This is a genomic window from Agromyces sp. P2_B3, from assembly GCF_056404815.1.
The window spans coordinates 121858-141524 of record NZ_JBFUDH010000010.1 but is presented as its reverse complement, the minus strand read 5'-3'; the positions used below and the strand labels follow the sequence as shown (position 1 = coordinate 141524).

Below are 19667 nucleotides of genomic sequence, written 5' to 3'. Positions count from 1 at the left end.
CGCAACGGCCAGCCCTCCGGCGAGGCGGGCGCGGCGGGCGAGGCCGCGGAGCCCGCGGCGGCGGCGGCACCGAAGGAGCCCGGCACGGGCACCCACGACGGCAAGGGCCACGAGCATCACGACGGCAACGCGGCCCCGCGCCGTCGTCGCCGCCGGCGCGGGCCGGGCACGGGCGGCGCAGCACCGCAGGCGTGAGCCCGCGGCATCCGCTCGCGACCACTCAACGGTGAGCGAGCGGATGCCCCTACGGGAGCACCGGCGTCGAGCCGCGACCCTCGGCGATGAGACGTTCGACGACCGCTGACGGCGTGGTGCACTCGGCCAGGCGATTGGGCTTGCCCGCGCCGTGGTAGTCGCTCGAGCCCGTGATCTCGAGGCCGTACTGCTGCGCCAGGGCCCTCAGCCGGGGCTTCGCGTCGGCGCGGTTCTCGGGATGGTCGACCTCGAGCCCGAACAGGCCGGCGTCGGCGAGGCGGGCGAGGCGGTCGGGCGGGATGACGCGCTCGGCACCACGGGTGCCGGGGTGCGCGAGCACCGGCACGCCGCCCGCGGCGCGGATGAGCCGCACGCCCGTGAGCGGGTCGGGTGCATAGTGCGGCTCGGCGTAGCCGGCACGGGGATGCAGGATGCCCGCGAACGCGGCCGATCGCGTCGACACGTGACCCCTGGCGACCAGGGCGTCGGCGATGTGGGGCCGGCCGATCGTGGTGCCCTCGACGGTCTGGGCGAGCACGTCGTCCCAGCTGAGGTCGTAGTCGCGACCGATGCGCCGCACGATCTCCTCGGCGCGCGTCACGCGCGACTCGCGGATGCGCGTGGTCTCCGCGAGCAGCCGCTCGTCCGAGGGGTCGATGAGGTAGGCGAGCATGTGCACGCTCATGAACCCCTCGCGCGTCGACAACTCCATGCCGGGGATGAGCGCGACCCCGGTCGCCGGCACCGCGGCGGCGGCCTCGGCCCACCCGCTCGTGGAGTCGTGATCGGTGAGCGCGATGCCCCAGAGCCCTGCGGCGGCCGCCTGCGCCATGAGGACGGCGGGCGCCTCCGTGCCGTCGGACACCGTCGAGTGCGTGTGCAGGTCGGCGTCACCGATGACGGCGGGGGCTTCGGACATCCCCTCATGCTAGCCGCGGCCCCGGACGCGGCATCCGAGGGATGCCTCACCGGAGGCCGCGCCGGGAACCTCACCGGGGACTCCCAGCCGACGGGCGGCGGCGCCCCGGTTCCGACGCCGGTCACTCGCCTAGGGTGGATGGAATGCTCCCCCGCATCCTCGGCTGGGCCGTCGTGCTCGGCACCGCCGCCGTCGCCGTCGTGCTGCTGTGGCCGCAGGCGTTCGGGCTGCAGAACCAGTGGATCGCCGCGCATGTGGTCGCGCTCCGCGGGACCGCCGCTGCGTGCGCCGTCATCGCGGCGCTCGGGCTCGCCCTGCTCGCCATCCCCCGCGCCACCCGCACGTTCGGCATCGCGATGGCCGTGGTGCTCGCGTCGTACGCGGTGGGCAACGTCGCGGTGCTGGCGGCGCGCGGCCTCGGCGGGTCGGATGTCGCGGGCGACGAGGCATCCGTCACCGTGCTCAGCTGGAACACCCTCGGCGAGGTGCCGGATGCCGCGACCATCGCCGGGCTCGCCCTCGACGAGGGCGCCGACGTCGTCGTGCTGCCCGAGACCACCGAGCCGCTCGGCGAGGAGGTGGCCGTCGCCATGCGCGACGGCGGGAGCCCGATGTGGGTGCACACGGTCGCGTTCGACGAGGTCGCGAAGGCCCGCTCGACGACCATCCTCATCTCGCCCGACCTCGGCGAGTACGAGGTCATGTCGGCGCTCGTGCCCGGGCCGCCCGGCAACACGAACACCGTGCCGTCGATCGTCGCGGAGCCCGTGGGCGGCGACGGGCCGCGCATCGTGGCCGTGCACGCCGTGGCCCCCATCCGGTGGGAGCTGCGCAACTGGCGCAGCGACCTCGACTGGCTCGCGGCGCAGTGCTCCGGCGAGAACGTGATCATGGCCGGCGACTTCAACGCGACCGTCGACCACTTCGCCGGCCGCGGCGTCGACGGCGGCGACCTCGGGCGGTGCCGGGATGCCGCGGTGGCCGGCGGTGCCGGCGGTCTCGGCACGTGGCCCACCGACGTGCCCGAGTTCCTCGGCAGCCCGATCGACCACGTGCTCGCGACGCCCGGCTGGCGGGTCGACGCGTTCCGGGTCATCGGCGAGATCGACGGCTCGGGCAGCGACCACCGCCCGGTCGTCGCCACGCTCTCACCCGCCTCGTGAGCGGTGCGAGAATGGACGACATGGCCAACACGAGCGACACCAGCACCACGACCGCGCCCCCCGCCTCCGAGGAGTCCGGCCGCAACGCGAATCGCTCGACCACGCCGGGCTCCGAGGGCTTCAAGGAGTTCATCGGCAGCGGCTGGGCCGACCGCGATGAGACGCTGCCGCCCGCACGCGCGCAGGCCGCGTTCGCCGCCGCGCGACGGGCGACCGTGTCGGCCGCCTTCACCGGCGTGCGGCTCATCGTGCCCGCCGGCGACATGAAGCAGCGGGCCAACGACACCGACTACCCGTTCCGGGCGCATACGGCCTTCGCGCACCTCACGGGCTGGGGATCCGACTCGGAGCCCGGCGCGGTGCTCGTCTTCGAGCCGAACGGCGACGGCCACACCGCCACCGTGTACTTCCGGGAGCGCGCGGGGCGTGACTCCGAGGAGTTCTACGCCAACCCCGCCATCGGCGAGTTCTGGATCGGCCCTCGCCCCTCGCTCGCGCACGTCGCCGCCGACCTCGCGATCGAGACGCGCGGCCTCGACGACTTCGACCGGGTGCTCTCCTCGGTCGACACGTCGACCCTCGTGCTGCGCGAGGCCGACTCGGCCATCACCGAGCGCGTCGACCACGCGCGCATCCGCTTCGCGGCCGAGGAGGCCCTCTCGACGAACGCGTCCGACGCGCCGTTCTCGATCGAGGTGAACGGCGCCCACGATCCCGACGCCGAGCTTGCCCGCGTGCTCTCCGAGCTCCGCCTCGTCAAGGACGAGTTCGAGGTCGCCGAGATGCGCGCCGCGATCGACGCGACGCAGCGGGGCTTCACCGAGGTGCTCGAGGAACTCCCCCGCATCACCGCCGAGGTGCGCGGCGAGCGCGTGATCGAGGGCGTCTTCGCCACCCGCGCGCGGCTCGACGGCAACGACGTCGGCTACGGTTCGATCGCCGCGGCCGGACCGCACGCCACCATCCTGCACTGGACCCGCAACGACGGCCCCGTCGTGCCCGGCGACCTGGTGCTCCTCGACGCCGGCGTCGAGCGCGACACCTACTACACCGCCGACATCACGCGCACCTTCCCGGTCAACGGCACGTTCTCACCCGTGCAGCGGCAGGTCTACGAGGCCGTGCTCGAGGCAGCGGATGCCGCGTTCGCGGTCGTTCGCCCCGGTGCGATCTTCCGCGAGGTGCATGCCGCAGCGATGGAGGTCATCGCCCGGAAGACGGCCGAGTGGGGCTTCCTCCCGGTCTCCGCCGAGGAGTCGCTGCAGCCCGAGAACCAGTTCCACCGCCGCTACATGGTGCACGGCACGAGCCACCACCTGGGGCTCGACGTGCACGACTGCGCGCAGGCGCGGCGCTCCATGTACATGGACGGCGTGCTCGAGGCCGGCATGGTCTTCACGATCGAACCGGGCCTCTACTTCCAGTCCGACGACCTCACCGTGCCTGCGGAGTTCCGCGGCATCGGCGTGCGCATCGAGGACGACATCCTCGTCACGGCCGACGGCGCCGAGAACCTCTCGGCGGGAATCCCGCGCACGGCCGACGAGGTCGAGGCGTGGGTGCGCGCCGGCCTGGATCGCTAGCGGCGGTCAGTCGGCGAGGGCTAGCCTGAGCGCACCCCGTCGATCGCTGGAGGACCCATGCCGTCACGTCGCCGCCGTACCGCACTCCTCGCCGTGATCGCCGCGGTCGCGGCATCCGCCGTCGTGGCTGCGCCATCCGTGGCCGTCGCCGCGCCACCGGTGTACACCCCGGGAGCCGACGGCGCCGGCGACCCGTACTTCCCGTTCGCGGGCAACGGCGGCATCGACGTGCTCCACTACGACCTCGACCTGGACTACGCGCCACCCGCTCCCGAGCCCGCTCCCCTCACCGGGCACCTGAGCGGGGTCGCGACCATCGACCTCGTGCCCACGCAGGACCTGAGCAGGTTCAACCTCGATCTCCGCGGGCTCACCGCGACGGCGGTCACCGTGGCACGCAAGGCCGCGACCTTCGCGCAGGTGGGCGACGAACTCGTGATCACTCCGACGAAGAAGCTCAAGGAGGGCAAGCGGGCGCAGGTCGTCATCACCTACGGCGGCCCCACGACGCGGCCGACCGACATCGAGGGCGCGCTCTACGGCTGGGTCACCACGCGCGACGGCGCGATGGTCGTGAATGAGCCCGACGGCGCCTCCACCTGGTTCCCGGCCAACGACCACCCCGTCGACAAGGCCACCTACACGTTCGAGATCAGCGTTCCCGAGGGGCTCGTCGCCGTCGCCAACGGCCTGCCCACCGGTCCGCCGGTGACGGCGGGCGGCACGACGACGTGGAACTGGGACGCGCCCGACCCGATGGCCGCATACCTCGCCACCGCGAGCGTGGGCGACTACGTCGTCAACCAGTACACCGCGGCCGACGGCACGCCGATCTTCGACGCCGTCGACCCGACCCGCCTCGGCGCCCCGAGCGCCGACCTCGCGCTCACGAGCGACATGCTCGTGTTCTTCGCCGGACTCTACGGCGCGTATCCGTTCAACTCGTACGGCGCGATCGTCGACGACGACTCCGTCGGCTACGCGCTCGAGACCCAGACCCGGTCGGTCTTCTCGCGCAGTGCCCGCGAGGGCACCATCGCGCACGAGCTGGCGCACCAATGGATGGGCGACGAGGTGAGCCCCTTCCGATGGGCGGACATCTGGCTCAACGAGGGTTGGGCGACGTACTCGCAGTGGATGTGGACCGAGCACCGGGGCGGCGCCACGGCCCAGCAGTCGTTCGACGAGGTGATGGCGATTCCCGTCGACGATCCCGACGAGTTCTGGCAGGTCGTGGTCGCCGACCCGGGGCCCTTCGGGCTCTTCGTCGACCCCATCTACGATCGTGGGGCCGCCACGCTGCACGCGCTCCGCGTGAAGATCGGCGACGACGCGTTCTTCGAGCTCGCGAAGGCCTGGGTCGATCGGTTCGGCGGCGCCACGGCGTCGACGGCCGACTTCACCGCGTTGGCCGAGGAGGTCTCGGGCGAGGACCTCGACGCCTTCTTCGAGGCCTGGCTGTACGCACCCGAGAAGCCGACGGACTGGTAGCAGCTCAGCGGTCGGAGGAGGACGGGGTGTCCGCGTCGTCGTCGACGGCGGGCGTGCCGGATGCCGCGGCATCCTTCGTGGAGGCATCGCCGTCAGCATCGCCCGTCGGCGCGTACTCGCCGTACCGCGGACGCTCGCGGGCCACCGGGCCGGCCGCACGGGCCGTCTCGGCCGCAGCCGCCCGGCGCGCGGCATCCGTCGCCTCGCCGTAGCTCATCGGACGCCCGCTCGTCGGCGAGGAGGCCGGCACCACGGGCGGCCGGGACGGGATGGTGCTCGGCGCGTCCACGCCGAGCACGGAGCGTGCCCGCTCGACATGGGCCGACTCGGCGATGATCGCATAGCGCGTGGCGAGCACCTGGTTGACGGAGGTGAAGTCGCGTCGGCGGCGGTTGACCGAGTACGACACGACGCTGAAGATCATGCCGAAGCCCGCACCGATGAGCACCGCCGATCCGAGGATGCCGAGCGTGGCGCCCGAGGGCGCGAAGATGAAGAACAGCAGGCCCAGGAACGTGCCGAACCATGCGCCCGAGATGGCGCCCGCGCCGGCTGCGCGACCCCAGCTCAGCGTGCCGGTGATGCGCTCGACGCTCGTGAGGTCGGTGCCCACGATCGCGAGCTCCTTCACCGGGAACGCCGCCTTCGCCAGCTGGTCCACCGCCGCCTGCGCCTCGGGATAGGTCTCGAAGGTCGCGACGGTCTCGCCCTTGGGAAGGGTCGGGAACGTGCGCGCCGTGCGGCCGCCGAACGGGGAAGGTGAGCTCACCCCGTCATTCTCCCACGCGCCCGCGCGCCGCCGCCGGGCAGCCGCCGGGAGGGCCGGGTTCCCGGTTCCGGGGGCTAAGTTGGTACCGTGAGCGCCACGAGAGTCTTCGTCGCCCGACTCGCCGGGTGCGCCGTCTTCGACCCCGCCGGGGATCGGGTCGGCAAGGTGCGCGACGTGCTCGTCGTGTACCGCAAGAGCGACCCTCCGCGCGTGGTCGGCCTCATCGTCGAGATCCCCGGCAAGCGTCGCGTGTTCGTCTCGATCGGGCGGGTCACGTCGATCGGCGGCGGGCAGATCATCACCACCGGGCTCATCAACCTGCGTCGCTTCGAGCAGCGCGGCGGCGAGGTGCGCGTCATCGCCGAGATGCTCGGCCGCAAGGTCGTCTTCAACGACGGCTCCGGCGAGGCCACGATCGAGGATGTCGCGATCCAGGAGAAGGAGCCGGGCGAATGGGAGGTCGACCAGCTCTTCGTGCGGCGTCCCAAGGGCGCGTCGCCCTTCTCCAAGGGACAGTCGGCCTACGTCACGTGGCGCGAGGTCCGTGAGCTGAACGCGAGCGGCGAGGCGCAGTCGGCCGAGCAGCTCATCGCCACGTACTCCGAGCTGAAGCCCGCCGACCTCGCCAACACGCTGCTCGACCTGCCCGTGCAACGACGGCAGGAGGTCGCCGAGGAGCTCTCCGACGACCGCCTCGCCGATGTGCTCGAGGAGATGCCCGAGTCCGACCAGGTCGAGATCCTCTCGGGCCTGGGCGACGACCGAGCCGCCGACGTGCTCGATCACATGCAGCCCGACGACGCCGCCGACCTCATCGCACAGCTCCCCGAGGAGCGCGGCGAGCACCTCCTCGAGCTCATGGAGCCCGAGGAGGCCGACGACGTGCGGTTCCTCCTCTCCTACGGTCCCGACACCGCCGGCGGCCTCATGACGACCGAGCCGATCATCGTGTCGGCCGACGCCACCGTGGCCGAGGGCCTCGCGCTCATCCGGCGCCACGACCTGCCGCCGGCGCTCGGTGCGGCGGTCTGCGTCACGCTGCCGCCGTACGAGCCGCCCACTGGCCGGTTCCTCGGCGTCGTGCACTTCCAGCGGATGCTCCGCTACCCGCCGCACGAGCGCCTCGGCACGCTGATCGACCAGGGGCTCGAGCCCGTCCGCGCCGACACCTCCGCCGCCGAGGTCAGCCGCATCCTCGCGAGCTACGACCTCGTCTCGGTGCCGGTGGTCGACGAGAAGCACCGACTCGTCGGGGTGGTGACGATTGACGACGTACTCGACTACCTCCTGCCCGATGACTGGCGAAGTCACCCCGACGACGAGACCGATGTGGGGCGCCGGGCCGCGGCTCGCTCCCAGCTGACCACGGGCAGCATCCCGATCCCGAACGGAAGGAGGGCAGGAGATGGCACGCGTTGACGTCGAGGACCGCCGGTTCGACACCCCGAAAGGCACGCGCCGATCCGTGCCCTTCCGCGGGTCGGGCGACAGCGACCGGTTCGGCCGCTTCACCGAGTGGGTGGCCCGGGGCATGGGCACGCCCGGCTTCCTGCTCGGCCTCTCGGTCTTCGCGATCTCCTGGATGGCGTGGAACACGTTCGCGCCCGAGCCGCTGCGCTTCGACTCGATCGCGATCGGGTTCACCGCGCTCACCCTCGTGCTCAGCCTGCAGGCGTCGTATGCCGCCCCCCTGATCCTGCTCGCCCAGAACCGCCAGGACGACCGCGACCGCGTGCAGATCGAGCAGGACCGCCAACGCGCGGAGCGCAACCTCGCCGACACCGAGTACCTCGCCCGAGAGGTCGTCGCGCTGCGCCTCGCGATGCGCGACGTGGCGACGAAGGACTTCATCCGCTCCGAGCTGCGCGCCATGCTCGAGGAACTCGACCGCAAGGACGAGGAGGAACGGGAGCATGCCGCGTCCTGAGGGCGACGGCGGTGCGGCCGCCGGCATGGCATCGGGCTCTCCTGCGGATGGGCTCGTCGCATCGGTCCTTGCCGCCCTCGCCTCGGTGATCGACCCCGAGATCCGGCGCCCGATCACCGAGCTCGACATGGTCGAGTCCGTACGAGCCGGCGACGACGGGCGCGTGCAGGTCGTCATCCGGCTGACGATCGTCGGATGCCCCGCGGCCGATCGCATCGAACGCGACGTGCTGCAGGCGGCCGAGGCGGTCACCGGCCCCGGCCGCGCGGACGTGACCCTCTCGGTGATGACGCCCGAGCAGCGCGCCGCGCTCACCGAACGCCTGCGCGGCGGCCGGGCGGCCCGCACGAACCCGTTCGGACCGGGCAGCCTCACCCGGGTGATCGCCATCACGAGCGGCAAGGGTGGCGTCGGCAAGTCCACGATCACCGCGAACCTCGCCGTGGCCCTCGCGGCTCGTGGGCTGTCGGTGGGGCTGGTCGACGCCGACGTGCACGGCTTCTCCATCCCGGGCCTGCTGGGCCTCGTCGACGAGCACGGCAACGCCGCCCGTCCGACCCGGGTCGACGAGATGATCCTGCCGCCCGTCGCGCACGGCGTGAAGGTCATCTCGATCGGCATGTTCGTCGAGCCGACGGAGCCCGGCGGCCGGGCGTCGTCGGTCGCCGTGGCCTGGCGCGGCCCGATGCTGCACCGCACGCTCAACCAGTTCCTCACCGATGTCTACTTCGGCGACCTCGACGTACTCCTCGTCGACCTGCCACCGGGGACCGGTGACGTCGCCATCTCGCTCGGGCAGCTGTTGCCGAACGCCGAGGTCGTGGTCGTCACGACGCCGCAGCCCGCCGCTGCCGACGTCGCCGAGCGGTCGGGAGTGGTGGCCCGCCAGACGGGCCAGCGACTCGTCGGCGTGGTCGAGAACATGTCCGGCTTCGCCGGACCCGATGGCGTGGTGGAGCTCTTCGGCTCGGGCGGCGGCGTGCTCGTCGCCGATCGCCTGTCCGAGGGACAAGATGCCCCCGTCCCGCTGCTCGCGAGCGTGCCGCTCAGCATCGCATTGCGACAGGGCGGCGATGCCGGTACCCCCGTCGTCCTGTCGGCACCCGACGACCCCGCCGCCCGGGCGATCGAGCAGGTCGCCGCACAGCTCGCCGCGCTGCCCCGCTCCCTCGGGGGCCGTCGCCTCGACGTCTCGGTGCGGTGAGCCCGACGTGGGTCGGATGCCGCGCCGCCGCCTCCCTCGGTCGACCGCGCTCGTCGCCGTCGCCGTCTCGCTTCCGCTCGCGCTCGCGTCATGCGCGCCGGCGTCGTTGCGACCGACCCCGACGCCGCCCGACGGACTCTCGGTGTCGATCAAGCAGGGGCGGCTCGACGTCGTCGGCCACCGGCTCGTGGTGCGGTTCGAGAACGACGCCGGCCACGAGGTGACCGTCGACGGGTTCGTCGTGAAGACGCCGACCCTCGACGACGGCCTGATCCGCACCAAGCCGTTCGAGGTCGGCGCCGGGAGCGCGATCGACATCCGCCTCGACCTGCCCGCCAGCCGCTGCGACGCCGAGCCCGGCCCGGTGGAGGTGACGCTCGACTGGCGCACGACTGCTGAGGACGACGCGTCGGCGGACTCCGACTCCGTCCCGGGAACGTTGACCGCCGACGACCCGTTCGACACCGTCGCACGCGTGAACGCCGCGGACTGCCTCGCGGAATCCGTCGCCGACGTCGCGACGATCGTGATGCCCGAGCACCTCCGCTCGACGGGCGCCGGCCCCGATCGCCGGGCGTTCATCGACGTCGTCGTCGAGCCCGTGGCATCCGGAGACGCCACCATGCGCATCGAGCGGATCTACGGGACGACCCTGCTGAACGCCGAGGACGGCATCGACTGGACGCTCGGCATCGACGTGGCCGCAGGCGACGCCCCCACGACCCTGAGCCTGCCCGTGCGCCCGGCTCGGTGCGACGCGCACGCCATCGCCGACGACAAGCGCGGCACCATCCTGCCGTTCGAGATCACCGCCGGCGACGGACGGGCGGGCCGACTCGACGTGCCCTCGAGCGACGGCCTCAAGGCCGAGCTGTACGCCTACTACGGCGAGCGCTGCGGCCTCGCCTGATCGGCGCGTCGCCGCGTCAGCCGCGGGGCTCCACGACCCGCGCGAGCAGCTCGACGAGCAGTCGCTCGGTGAGCGGGCCCGGCAGCGCCTCGACGAGCGCGAGCACCGGTGCCAGGCGGTCGGGCAGCGCACCGCCGGCGCCATCGCCGCCGAGCAGTCCGAACGCGCCGAGCAGTGAGGCCGCCGCATCGGAGTCGATCCCGTCGGATGCCGCGGCGAGGGCGTCGAGGCCGCCGGGCAGCTGCGCCGCCAGCCCGGCGAGGAGCGCGCCGCCGTCGACGGGCGGCTCGCCCCGCACGGAATCCGCGGCGACGACGAGCGCCGCGGCGAGCTCGGGCACCGCGCCCTCGGTCACGGGGGTCACCGTGAGGTGGGTGGTGTGCGGCAGTCGGGTGCCGTCCGCTTGCACCATGCCGGGCTGCAGCTGCAGGAACCAGCCCGAGCCTCGCGTCGCGTCGGCCCAGTGGTGCGGGTCGACCCGGCGCTCGGGCGCCACGGCGGCGTCGGTCGCCACGGCGAACAGGGGGCCGGTGGGGTCGCCGACCACGCGGAGCCCCTCGATGCCCTCGACCACCGTGCGCAGCGCCTCGGTCGCACGCGCGGCACGGGCGGTGAGGTCGGCGAATCCGGCTTCGCCGAGCGCTTCGGCGATCGACCACGCCGCGGCCAGCGGGCCGGCCGGCTTGGACCCGGTCATGGTCGGATTGACGACGGGGTATCCGGGCCAGCCCGTGGTCGCGAAGTACTGGTGGCGCTGCCGGTCGCGGCCGCGCGTGAGCAGCACCGACACGCCCTTCGGCGCGTAGCCGTACTTGTGCAGGTCGGCCGAGAGGCTGGTGACACCGGGGACGGCGAGGTCCCACGCCGGCAGGTCATCGGGCCAGAACGCGAGCGCGAAGCCGCCGATGCAGGCGTCGACGTGCAGGGCGATGCCGCGCGCACCGCAGATCGCTGCGACGTCGGACACGGGATCGAGGCTCGCGAAGGGGTACGACGGGGCGCTCATCACCACGAGGGCGACGTCGTCGCCGAGCCGCTCCTCGATCGCGGCCGGCGTGAGCGTGCCCGTGGCCGGGTCGACGGGGACGAGGTCGAGGGCGAGCCCGAAGTACTCGGCCGCCTTGTGGAACGCGGCGTGCACCGTGACCGGGGCGACGAGCCGCGGCGTGCGCGGGGTCCCCGCGCGCGCCGAGCGCCACACGTCGCGGGCCGACTTCACCGCGAGCAGGCAGCTCTCGGTGCCGCCCGAGGTCACCGACCCGACGACCACGCCACCGGCCTCGTCCTCGCCGTGGAAGACGCGACGCGCGAAGCCGACGAGGCCCGACTCCATGGCGGCGACCGACGTGAACGTCGTCGGGTCGAGCCCGTTCACGGGCTGCACGAGCCGCGCGGCGGCGGCGGCGAGCTCGTCGAGCTCGGGCATGCCGGAGTCGTAGACGTACGACAGCACGCGACCACCGTGGGTGGGCGCGTCGCCGGCGCGGAGCGTCTCGAGCTCGGCGAGGATGTCGGCCGGATCCCGGCGGAACGCGGTCATCGCGCGACCGCCTGGGCCGCGGCATCCGCTTGGACGTCCACCCTGCGGAGCGGATAGCGACGCAGGGCGACGAGGCTCAGCCCCACGAGGGCGGCGGGGAGCACGCTGAAGCTCAGCACGATGCCGGCGACGGCCGCCGGCGGCTGCTCGACGACCGCGGACCCGACGGACTCGACGTAGCCCGTCAGCGCGAGCATGAGGGTGAGCAGCGTGGCACCGAGTGCCATGCCCGCCGTCTCCCCCGCGGTCCACACTCCGCCGAAGCTGCCGGCACGACCCTCGCCGTGCTCGCGGGCGTCGTGCGAGATCACGTCGGGCAGCATCGCCATCGGCAGCGACTGCATGCCCGCGTACGCCGCGCCGGCGACCGCGACCGGAAGGTACACCCAGGCTCCCGGTGCCCACAGCATGCCGACGAGCGCGAGCGCGGCGACCGCGAACACCACGCTGGCGTACGCGAACCCGCGCTCCTTGCCGACGCGGCGGGCGACGCGCTCCCACACCGGGGCGAACACGACCGCGGGCGCGATGAGCGCCACGAACAGGAACGTCACCGCGCGCGGGTCGTGCAGCACCCACGTCGCGACGAACTGCGCGCCCGCCAGCATGAGGCCCGTGGCGAGCCCCTGCAGCACGAACGCCGACAGCAGCGTGCGGAACCCGGCGCTGCGTCGAAGCGCGGCGAGCCCCTCTGCGTACCCGGCCCGAAGCGACCGGCGCGGCGCGGCATCCGGTGCCGGACGGCCGCGGGGGGCCGTCGTCGTGGCCACGAGCATGCCGATGCCGATGGCGAGCCCGGCGACGATCGCCATCACGAGGTAGCCCACGTACTCGTCGGCGAACGCCGAACGCACCTCCGGACCGCCGGCGCCGAACAGCAGGATCGCGATCGTGAGCACGACGACGCGCCACGTGAGCAGGCGCGTGCGCCCGTCGTAGTCCTGCGTGAGCTCGGCGGGCAGCGCGATGTAGGGCACCTGGAACAGGCTGAACGCCGTGGCGGTGGCGAGGAACGCGAGGAAGACCCAGACGCCGGATGCCGCGGGCGCGAGCCCGGCCGGAACCGCGAACGTCAGCACGAACCCGACGGGCAGTGCGCAGGCGCCGACGACCATCCACACCCGGCGGGTGCCGGTCGCCGCCAGCGCTCGGTCGCTCCGCTCGCCGATCCACGGGTCGATGAGCACGTCCCACACCTTGGCGGCGGTGACGACGAGTCCGGCCACCAGGGCGGTGACGCCGAGGGTGTCGGTGAGGTAGAACACGAGCACGAGGCCGGGCAACGTCGCGAAGCCTCCGGTGCCGATCGAGCCGATCGCATAGCGGGTCACGACGCCGCGGGACAGGGATCGCTCCGGTGCGGTCATGGAGGCAGTGTACCCATCCGGCGGCGAAGTGGGTCAATTGACCTAGACTGTGGCTCATGCGCGCCACCACGGCTGACCCGAAGCTGTACGCGAGCCTGACCGACGACGTCGTCGCCTCGGGTTCCGAGACCATCGGCGTCCCCACGCCATCCACCGGCGAGACCCTCCACGAGCTGCCCCGCTCGAGCGCCGACGACGTGCGCGACGCGGTCGCCCGCGCCCGGCTCGCCCAGCTCGCGTGGGCCCGGGCCGGCTTCGCCGAGCGCCGGCGCGTCCTGCTGCGCGCCCACGACCTGCTGCTCGAGCGCGGCGACCTGCTGCTCGACCTCGCCCAGCTCGAGAGCGGCAAGACGCGCGGCCAGGCCCTCGAGGAGCTGTACCAGGCGGCATCCGTGACCCGGTACAACGCGCTCACCGCGCACCGGGTGCTTCGCGGCCGCACGCGCCGGGCCGGCGTGCCGCTCGCCTCCACGACGCGGGTGCGCTACCGGGCCAAGGGCGTCGTGGGCGTCATCACGCCGTGGAACTACGCGCTCAGCCTCGCCGCGATGGACGTGATTCCCGCACTCGCGGCCGGCTGCGCCGTCGTGCAGAAGGCCGACGACCAGGGGGCCCTCACGATCCTCGCGCTGCGGCGCGCGTTCATCGACGCCGGCGTGCCCGAGTCGCTCTGGGCCGTGGTCACAGGTCCGGCCGCCGAGGTGGGCGAGGCGCTCACCGACCAGGTCGACTACATCTGCTTCACCGGTTCCACGGCCACGGGGCGCCGCATCGCCGAGAAGGCGGGCCGTCGCCTCGTCGGCGCGTCGCTCGAGCTCGGCGGCAAGAACCCCATGATCGTGCTCGACGACGTCGACCCCGAGCAGGCCGCAGCGGATGCCGCGTACGCGTGCTTCTCCGCGATGGGCCAGCTCTGCGTGTCGATCGAGCGCATCTACGTGCACCGTCGGGTCGCGGGTCCCTTCACCGCAGCACTCGTCGAACGGCTGCGCTCCGCCAGCCTCGGCTCCTCGCTCGACTTCTCCTCCGACTACGGCTCGCTGGCCAGCGCCGCGCAGCTCGAACGCATCCGGGGCCACCTCGACGACGCGCTCGCCAAGGGCGCGACCGTGCTCGTCGGCGGGAGCCCGCGACCCGACATCGGCCCGTGGTTCTTCGAGCCGACCGTGCTCACCGGCGTGACGCCCGAGATGCGCGTTTACGCGGAGGAGACCTTCGGCGCCGTCGCGTCGCTGTACCTCGTCGACTCCGAGGAGGAGGCCATCCTCGCGGCGAACGCGAGCGAGTACGGCCTGAACGCCTCGGTGCTCACCGGCTCACGCCGACGGGGCCAGCGGGTCGCCGACGCGCTCGAGGCCGGCAGCGTGAACATCAACGAGGGCTACCGCGGCACGTTCGGTTCGGTCGACGCACCCATGGGCGGCATCAAGGCATCGGGGCTGGGGCGTCGGAACGGACCGGAGGGGCTGCTGCGGTTCGTCGAGCCCGTCACGATCTCGGCGGCGACGGGCCTGCTCACGCTGCCGCGCACCGGTCGCGACTTCGACGTGCTCGCAGCCCCGTTCCTGCTGCTCGCGCGGGTCCTCCGCGCCGCGCGTCGGCGCTGACCCCGGAAGCGGAACGACCTACGTCGCCTCGGAGTCGTAGGGCGCCGCTTCGTCCGCCCCGAGTGCCTCGCGCTTGCGCTTTCGCTGCAGGTACGCGGAGTTCTCGTTGACCGCTGCGGCGGAGCGTGCGACGACCGGCTTCGCGGGTTCGGCGAACGGGTCGACGTCGGTCAGCGCCTCGCGGATGATGCGGCGCGGGTCGTACTGGCGCGGGTCGAGCTTCTTCCAGTCGACGTCGTCGAAGTCGGGGCCCATCTCGTCGCGCACGCGGTTCTTCGCGCCGTCGGCCATGTCGCGGAGCGACCGCACGAGGCGACCGAGCTGCGCGGCGTAGTGCGGGAGGCGTTCGGGCCCGAGCAGGAAGACGGCGATCACCCCGATGATGAGGAGCTTCTCGAACGTCAGACCGAACATCACTACAGGATAGTCGGCGGCGAGGCGTGCGAACGCCGTACGCCCACGGCCCCTAGGCTTGGGGGTCGAGACCTTTCACCGGGAGCCGCACGTGTCCGATCGAGACCTGAACTGGAAGTACGTCGACGACTCGGTCGTCGAGACCGATGCCGTCGCCAGGGCACGCCAGCAGTCCCTCGAACTCGGGATCGAGCCGGTCTCACCCGCGATGGGTGCGCAGCTCGCGGTGATCGCCGCTGCGGCACGCGCCGAGTCGATCATCGAGGTCGGCACCGGCGTGGGCGTGTCGGGACTCTGGATGCTGCAGACGGTGCGCGGCGCGATGCTCACCTCGATCGACACCGAGAACGAGTACCAGCAGCAGGCGCGCGAGCACTTCGCGGACGCCGGCATCGCGCCTGCGCGCGTGCGCCTCATCGCCGGCCGCGCGAGCGAGGTGCTGCCGCGCATGAACGAGAGCTCCTACGACGTCGTCTTCGTCGACGCGGACGCCCCGTCGGTGATCGAGTACGTCGAGCACGGGCTGCGCCTGGCCAAGCCCGGCGGCAGCGTGCTGGTCGCGCGGGCGCTCTGGAAAGGGCGGGTGGCCGATCCCGCTCGTCGCGACGACGCGGCCACCGCCTTCCGCGAGCTCATCGCCGAGCTCGCGGCCTCCTCCGCCGTAGCAACGGCCGTCTCCCCTGCGGGAGACGGCCTGTTGCAGATCGTGAAGCTGGGCGCCTGACTCAGGCGGGGTTCACGACGCCGCCGAGGACGTCGTAGAGCTCCTTGGCCTCAGCGTCGTTCACCGAGACGACGAGACGACCGCCACCCTCGAGTGGAACTCGAACGATGATGAGTCGACCCTCCTTCACAGCCTCCATAGGCCCGTCTCCGGTGCGTGGCTTCATGGCCGCCATTGAGCTACCCCTTTCGTGGCTGACCTTCCTATTATCGGCCATCCCGAGCGGTGCTGGGAAATCGCAGGGAGACTGTGGAGAACGCTTGCTGCCCCGATGCCTCGGCGCAGCGGCATCCGTCGACGCCGATTCGCACGCTCATCAGGCCGACCAGCACCGATCACGGCGGCGTCCAGTCGCGCCCGTCCACTCCCCAGCAGATGAGGAGCCACCCCACCTGCAGGACGAGGAAGAGCACCGAGAGGCTCCAGCGGTACCAGCGGGCCCTCGGAAGCGCCAGTGCGCCGAGCAGTGGGAAGAGCGGCGCGATGATGCGGAACGTGCTCGACTGAGGGAAGAACACCGCGAGCAGGTAGACGGCGTACGCGATGGACCAGAACCGGATGTCGGCGCCGAGGCGCCCGACCGCGGGCGACGCGACGAACAGGCCGAATCCCACGATGAGCGCGACCACCGCGATCGTGCCGAGCGGCTGGCCCAGCCACCAGTCCCCCGACTGGAACCACGCCGTGAACGGCACGAGCTCGCGGTAGCCGATGTACGCCGAGCGCCATGCGAGCTCGGTGTCGGTGTAGGCGTGCAGGTCGCCGGTCGCCCACCACGCGACGCCGATCCATGCGAGCCCCGACAGGCCGGCGAAGACCGCAGCGGATGCCGCGAGCACCCGGTCGCGCACGGGGAACGGGTCGCTGCCGCGCCGGATCCAGCGCCACGCCCAGTGCAGCACGAGCGCAAGCGCGAAGGCGAGCGCCCCCGGCCGGGTGAACGACCAGGCCAGCACGACCGGGAACAACCAGGCGTAGCGCCGCTCGACGAGCAGCAGGAGCGCCAGCGCGAGCCAGAGGAATCCGAGGGACTCCGCGTATCCGAACTGCATGATCGGCGAGACCGGCGCGACGCAGAAGAGCACCACGGCGAAGAGCGCCCGGTCGGGCTCGAGGAACCGCGACATGAGCCGGTGGAACACGAGCGCCGCGCCGAGCCCGGCGGCGACGGCGATGACCACCGAGGCGACGTTCCACGGGATCGAGAGCCACGTGAGCACCCCGGCGAGCCCCGGGTACAGGGGCAGGAACGCCCAGGCGTTCTCGCCGACGTGGACGCCGTCGGGGTACGGCAGCTCGCGCGGGTATCCGCCGAGCGCGACGATCTGGTACCAGCGCGCATCCCAGAGGTTGGCGTACGCGAAGTACCCGGGCCGTGCGCCCGTCCAGGCGTTGGGGCCCTGCTCGTTCGCGAGGAGGAGCACGAACACCGTCGTCACGGCCCGGGCCGCGGCGTAGACGAGCACGACCTTCGCCCACCAGGGCAGCAACCGCCACCGGACCCTCGGCGAGGCGCGCGTCACCCGGAACGGATCGGGCTCGCGCTCGCGCCTCCCCGGCGCGGGCGCCGCCGTGCCCTGCGCCTCAGGCTCCACCGGTCAGCCATGCGCGCAGGGCGCGCTCGCAGGAGAGGATCTGGTCGGTCGCGACGCGCTCGTCGTCGGCGTGCGCCTTGAGCGGATCGCCGGGCCCGAAGTTCACCGCGGGGATGCCGAGGGCGCTGAAGCGGGCGACATCCGTCCACCCGTACTTCGGCCGCGCCTCGCCGCCGACCGCGCGAACGAACTGCTGTGCGAGGGGGTCGTCGAGTCCGGGGCGCGCGCCCTCGGCCTCGTCGACGACGGTGAGCTCGTACTCGGGGAAGAGCCCCCGCACGAGCTCGATCGCCTCGGCGACCGAACGGCTCGGCGCGAACCGGTAGTTCACGTGCAGCATCGCCTCGTCGGGGATCACGTTGCCCGCCACTCCGCCGGTCACGCCCACCGCGTTGAGGCCCTCGCGGTACTCGAGGCCGTCGACCTCGACGGTCGCGGCCTCGTACGCCGCGAGGCGCTCGAGCGCCGGGGCGAGCTTGTGGATCGCGTTCTCCCCCACCCAGCTGCGCGCCGAGTGGGCCCGCCGGCCGTACGCCCGCAGCTCGACACGGAGGTTGCCGTTGCATCCGCCCTCGACCCGCGCGTTCGACGGCTCGCCGAGGATCGCGAAGTCACCGGCGAAGAGCTCGGGGCGGTGGCGCGCGAGTCGGCCCAGGCCGTTGAGCTCGGCCGAGACCTCCTCGTGGTCGTACCACATCCACGTGAGGTCGACGACGGGGTCCACGAGCTCGAGCGCGAGCTTCAACTGCACGGCGACCCCCGCCTTCATGTCGACCGTGCCGCGGCCCCAGAGGTACTGCTGGCCGTCGATGGTCTCGAAGCGGGTCGGCAGGTTCTCGTTGATCGGCACCGTGTCGAGATGCCCGGCGATGACGACGCGCCGCTCCCGGCCGAGGTTCGTGCGCGCCACCACGGTGTCACCGTCGCGGATGAGCTCGAGGTGCGCGGCACCGGCCAGGGCCTCGACCACGAGGTCGGCGAGGCGGGTCTCGTCGCCCGACACGCTCGGCACGTCGCAGATCGCCCGCGTGATGGCGATGGAGTCGGCGGACAGGTCGAGCGCGGGCTGGGCCGGGGCGGGAGTCGACATGCCACGAGTCTACGGATCGCCGCGCCCGCGACCGGGCGTCGGCCGGTCCGAGGCGTGCCTCGCCGCGGCGTCGCCGGTCGCCATCGCACGTCACGGATGCCGCGTGGGGCGGGTCCGCCGATACGCTGGAGGCATGCCCGCCAGCACCGACACCGCCTCCTCGCCTGCCCGCCTCGCGTGGGGCCACGGCCTCGCGACGGTCGCCGCCGACGGCACCGTGCTCGACACCTGGTACCCCTCACCGGCGCTGGGCGCCGCCGACGGCTCGGCACTGCCGGTCGAGCTCCGCCCGCTCACCGGACCCGACGACCGCCGCGCCGTCGCCGTCGAGGCGGTCACGGTGCAGGTGGACCTCGATGCCCCGCCCACGGGTACCTCTGACGCCTACCTCCGACTCCACGTGCTGTCGCACCTGCTGGCACGACCGAACGAGGTGAACCTCGACGGCATCTTCGCCCACCTCCCCGCCGTGGTGTGGACGAACGCCGGCCCGGTGCATCCCGCCGACTTCGACCGCCTGCGGCCGACGCTGCAGCGCGCCGGCATCCACGCGACCGGGCTCGACAAGTTCCCGCGGCTGCTCGACTACGTCACTCCCGAGCGCGTGCGCATCGCGGATGCCTCGCGCGTGCGCCTCGGCGCCCACCTCGCTCCCGGTACCACGGTCATGCACGAGGGCTTCGTCAACTTCAACGCCGGCACGCTCGGCACGTCGATGGTCGAGGGCCGGGTGTCACAGGGCGTCGTCGTCGGCGACGGCAGCGACATCGGCGGTGGCGCCTCCATCATGGGCACCCTCTCGGGCGGCGGCACGCAGCGCGTGGCCATCGGCGAGCGCGCCCTGCTCGGGGCGAACTCGGGCATCGGCATCTCCATCGGCGACGACTCGGTCGTGGAGGCCGGCCTCTACGTCACGGCCGGCACGAAGGTCGTGCTGGTGGGCCGTGCGGGTGAGGCGGGGCGTACCGTGAAGGCCGTCGAACTGTCGGGCGTCCCGAACCTGCTGTTCCGCAGGAACTCGCTCAACGGACAGGTCGAGGTGCTCTCCCGCACCGGCGAGGGCGTCGCCCTCAACGCGGCGCTCCACGCCTGAGGCGCGGCCACCCCGGGTCGACTACAGTGGGGTGCTCAGGCCGCCGCTGGGCGGCCGTCGTCATGCGCATCACGAA

The 19667-nt window shown here is 72.8% G+C and carries 18 protein-coding genes and 1 pseudogene; 11 read left to right on the top strand and 8 right to left on the bottom strand.

Annotated elements, in window-relative coordinates; genetic code table 11:
• Nucleotides 1-195 (top strand): annotated as a pseudogene (locus tag AC1DZA_RS14975) (DEAD/DEAH box helicase); the annotation flags it as partial.
• A 49-nt stretch (nucleotides 196-244) separates the two neighbouring features.
• Here AC1DZA_RS14975 and AC1DZA_RS14970 read toward each other — a convergent pair.
• Nucleotides 245-1114, bottom strand: coding sequence for a PHP domain-containing protein (locus tag AC1DZA_RS14970; protein WP_476763064.1), 870 nt, complete (start codon nucleotides 1112-1114; stop codon nucleotides 245-247).
• A 143-nt stretch (nucleotides 1115-1257) separates the two neighbouring features.
• Here AC1DZA_RS14970 and AC1DZA_RS14965 point away from each other — a divergent pair, with 143 nt between their 5' ends.
• From AC1DZA_RS14965 to AC1DZA_RS14955, 3 genes are read left to right on the top strand one after another with little or no spacing between them, the layout of a single operon-like run.
• Nucleotides 1258-2277, top strand: a complete 1020-nt coding sequence (locus tag AC1DZA_RS14965) for an endonuclease/exonuclease/phosphatase family protein (protein WP_476773320.1) — start codon at nucleotides 1258-1260, stop codon at nucleotides 2275-2277.
• 20 nt (nucleotides 2278-2297) lie between these two features.
• Complete coding sequence (locus AC1DZA_RS14960) at nucleotides 2298-3860, top strand: aminopeptidase P family protein (RefSeq protein WP_476773319.1); 1563 nt, start codon at nucleotides 2298-2300, stop codon at nucleotides 3858-3860.
• Nucleotides 3861-3917: 57 nt separating this feature from the next.
• Nucleotides 3918-5351 carry a M1 family metallopeptidase gene (locus AC1DZA_RS14955; RefSeq protein WP_476773318.1) on the top strand — a complete coding sequence of 478 codons (1434 nt, stop codon included), beginning with the start codon at nucleotides 3918-3920 and terminating at the stop codon, nucleotides 5349-5351.
• Between the two features lie 4 nt (nucleotides 5352-5355).
• Here AC1DZA_RS14955 and AC1DZA_RS14950 read toward each other — a convergent pair whose 3' ends face one another.
• Nucleotides 5356-6120 carry a YflT domain-containing protein gene (locus AC1DZA_RS14950; RefSeq protein ID WP_476773317.1) on the bottom strand — a complete coding sequence of 255 codons (765 nt, stop codon included), beginning with the start codon at nucleotides 6118-6120 and terminating at the stop codon, nucleotides 5356-5358.
• An 87-nt stretch (nucleotides 6121-6207) separates the two neighbouring features.
• Here AC1DZA_RS14950 and AC1DZA_RS14945 point away from each other — a divergent pair, with 87 nt between their 5' ends.
• The 4 genes from AC1DZA_RS14945 to AC1DZA_RS14930 are packed head-to-tail and all read left to right on the top strand — an operon-like array spanning nucleotide 6208 to nucleotide 10161.
• The gene (locus AC1DZA_RS14945) at nucleotides 6208-7539 is read left to right on the top strand and encodes a magnesium transporter MgtE N-terminal domain-containing protein (protein WP_309979771.1); all 1332 of its coding nucleotides are present in this window, start codon (nucleotides 6208-6210) and stop codon (nucleotides 7537-7539) included.
• Nucleotides 7526-8047 carry a DUF1003 domain-containing protein gene (locus AC1DZA_RS14940; RefSeq protein WP_309979773.1) on the top strand — a complete coding sequence of 174 codons (522 nt, stop codon included), beginning with the start codon at nucleotides 7526-7528 and terminating at the stop codon, nucleotides 8045-8047. Before AC1DZA_RS14945 ends, AC1DZA_RS14940 begins: the two co-directional genes overlap by 14 nt.
• Before the next feature lie 25 nt (nucleotides 8048-8072).
• Nucleotides 8073-9251, top strand: coding sequence for an Mrp/NBP35 family ATP-binding protein (locus AC1DZA_RS14935; protein ID WP_476773322.1), 1179 nt, complete (start codon nucleotides 8073-8075; stop codon nucleotides 9249-9251).
• 16 nt (nucleotides 9252-9267) lie between these two features.
• The gene (locus tag AC1DZA_RS14930) at nucleotides 9268-10161 is read left to right on the top strand and encodes a hypothetical protein (RefSeq protein WP_476773316.1); all 894 of its coding nucleotides are present in this window, start codon (nucleotides 9268-9270) and stop codon (nucleotides 10159-10161) included.
• 16 nt (nucleotides 10162-10177) lie between these two features.
• Here AC1DZA_RS14930 and AC1DZA_RS14925 read toward each other — a convergent pair whose 3' ends face one another.
• Nucleotides 10178-11701: a pyridoxal phosphate-dependent decarboxylase family protein gene (locus AC1DZA_RS14925; RefSeq protein ID WP_476773315.1), complete on the bottom strand. Its 1524-nt coding sequence runs from the start codon at nucleotides 11699-11701 to the stop codon at nucleotides 10178-10180.
• Nucleotides 11698-13068, bottom strand: a complete 1371-nt coding sequence (locus AC1DZA_RS14920) for an MFS transporter (RefSeq protein WP_476762180.1) — start codon at nucleotides 13066-13068, stop codon at nucleotides 11698-11700. The genes AC1DZA_RS14925 and AC1DZA_RS14920 overlap by 4 nt, the downstream gene beginning before the upstream one ends.
• 56 nt (nucleotides 13069-13124) lie before the next feature.
• On the opposite strand from AC1DZA_RS14920, the gene AC1DZA_RS14915 reads away from it, so the two are divergent.
• A complete protein-coding gene (locus tag AC1DZA_RS14915) occupies nucleotides 13125-14675 on the top strand; it encodes a succinic semialdehyde dehydrogenase (RefSeq protein ID WP_476773314.1) in 1551 nt (516 codons plus the stop codon).
• A gap of 18 nt (nucleotides 14676-14693) precedes the next feature.
• Here AC1DZA_RS14915 and AC1DZA_RS14910 read toward each other — a convergent pair whose 3' ends face one another.
• The gene (locus AC1DZA_RS14910) at nucleotides 14694-15089 is read right to left on the bottom strand and encodes a sec-independent translocase (RefSeq protein ID WP_309979785.1); all 396 of its coding nucleotides are present in this window, start codon (nucleotides 15087-15089) and stop codon (nucleotides 14694-14696) included.
• Nucleotides 15090-15180: 91 nt separating this feature from the next.
• Here AC1DZA_RS14910 and AC1DZA_RS14905 point away from each other — a divergent pair, with 91 nt between their 5' ends.
• Nucleotides 15181-15813 carry an O-methyltransferase gene (locus tag AC1DZA_RS14905; RefSeq protein ID WP_309979788.1) on the top strand — a complete coding sequence of 211 codons (633 nt, stop codon included), beginning with the start codon at nucleotides 15181-15183 and terminating at the stop codon, nucleotides 15811-15813.
• 1 nt (nucleotide 15814) lies between these two features.
• Here AC1DZA_RS14905 and AC1DZA_RS14900 read toward each other — a convergent pair whose 3' ends face one another.
• From AC1DZA_RS14900 to dapE, 3 genes are all read right to left on the bottom strand, one after another.
• Nucleotides 15815-15988: a DUF3117 domain-containing protein gene (locus tag AC1DZA_RS14900; protein ID WP_067875042.1), complete on the bottom strand. Its 174-nt coding sequence runs from the start codon at nucleotides 15986-15988 to the stop codon at nucleotides 15815-15817.
• Between the two features lie 160 nt (nucleotides 15989-16148).
• Nucleotides 16149-17408, bottom strand: coding sequence for a hypothetical protein (locus AC1DZA_RS14895; protein WP_476773313.1), 1260 nt, complete (start codon nucleotides 17406-17408; stop codon nucleotides 16149-16151).
• The gene (gene dapE / locus AC1DZA_RS14890; RefSeq protein ID WP_476773312.1) at nucleotides 17398-18498 is read right to left on the bottom strand and encodes a succinyl-diaminopimelate desuccinylase; all 1101 of its coding nucleotides are present in this window, start codon (nucleotides 18496-18498) and stop codon (nucleotides 17398-17400) included. The genes AC1DZA_RS14895 and dapE overlap by 11 nt, the downstream gene beginning before the upstream one ends.
• Before the next feature lie 133 nt (nucleotides 18499-18631).
• Between dapE and dapD the strand changes: the two genes are divergently transcribed.
• Entirely contained in the window at nucleotides 18632-19591 is a 960-nt protein-coding gene (dapD, locus tag AC1DZA_RS14885; RefSeq protein WP_476762585.1) for a 2,3,4,5-tetrahydropyridine-2,6-dicarboxylate N-succinyltransferase, read from the top strand.
• The last annotated feature ends 76 nt before the right edge of the window (nucleotides 19592-19667 follow it).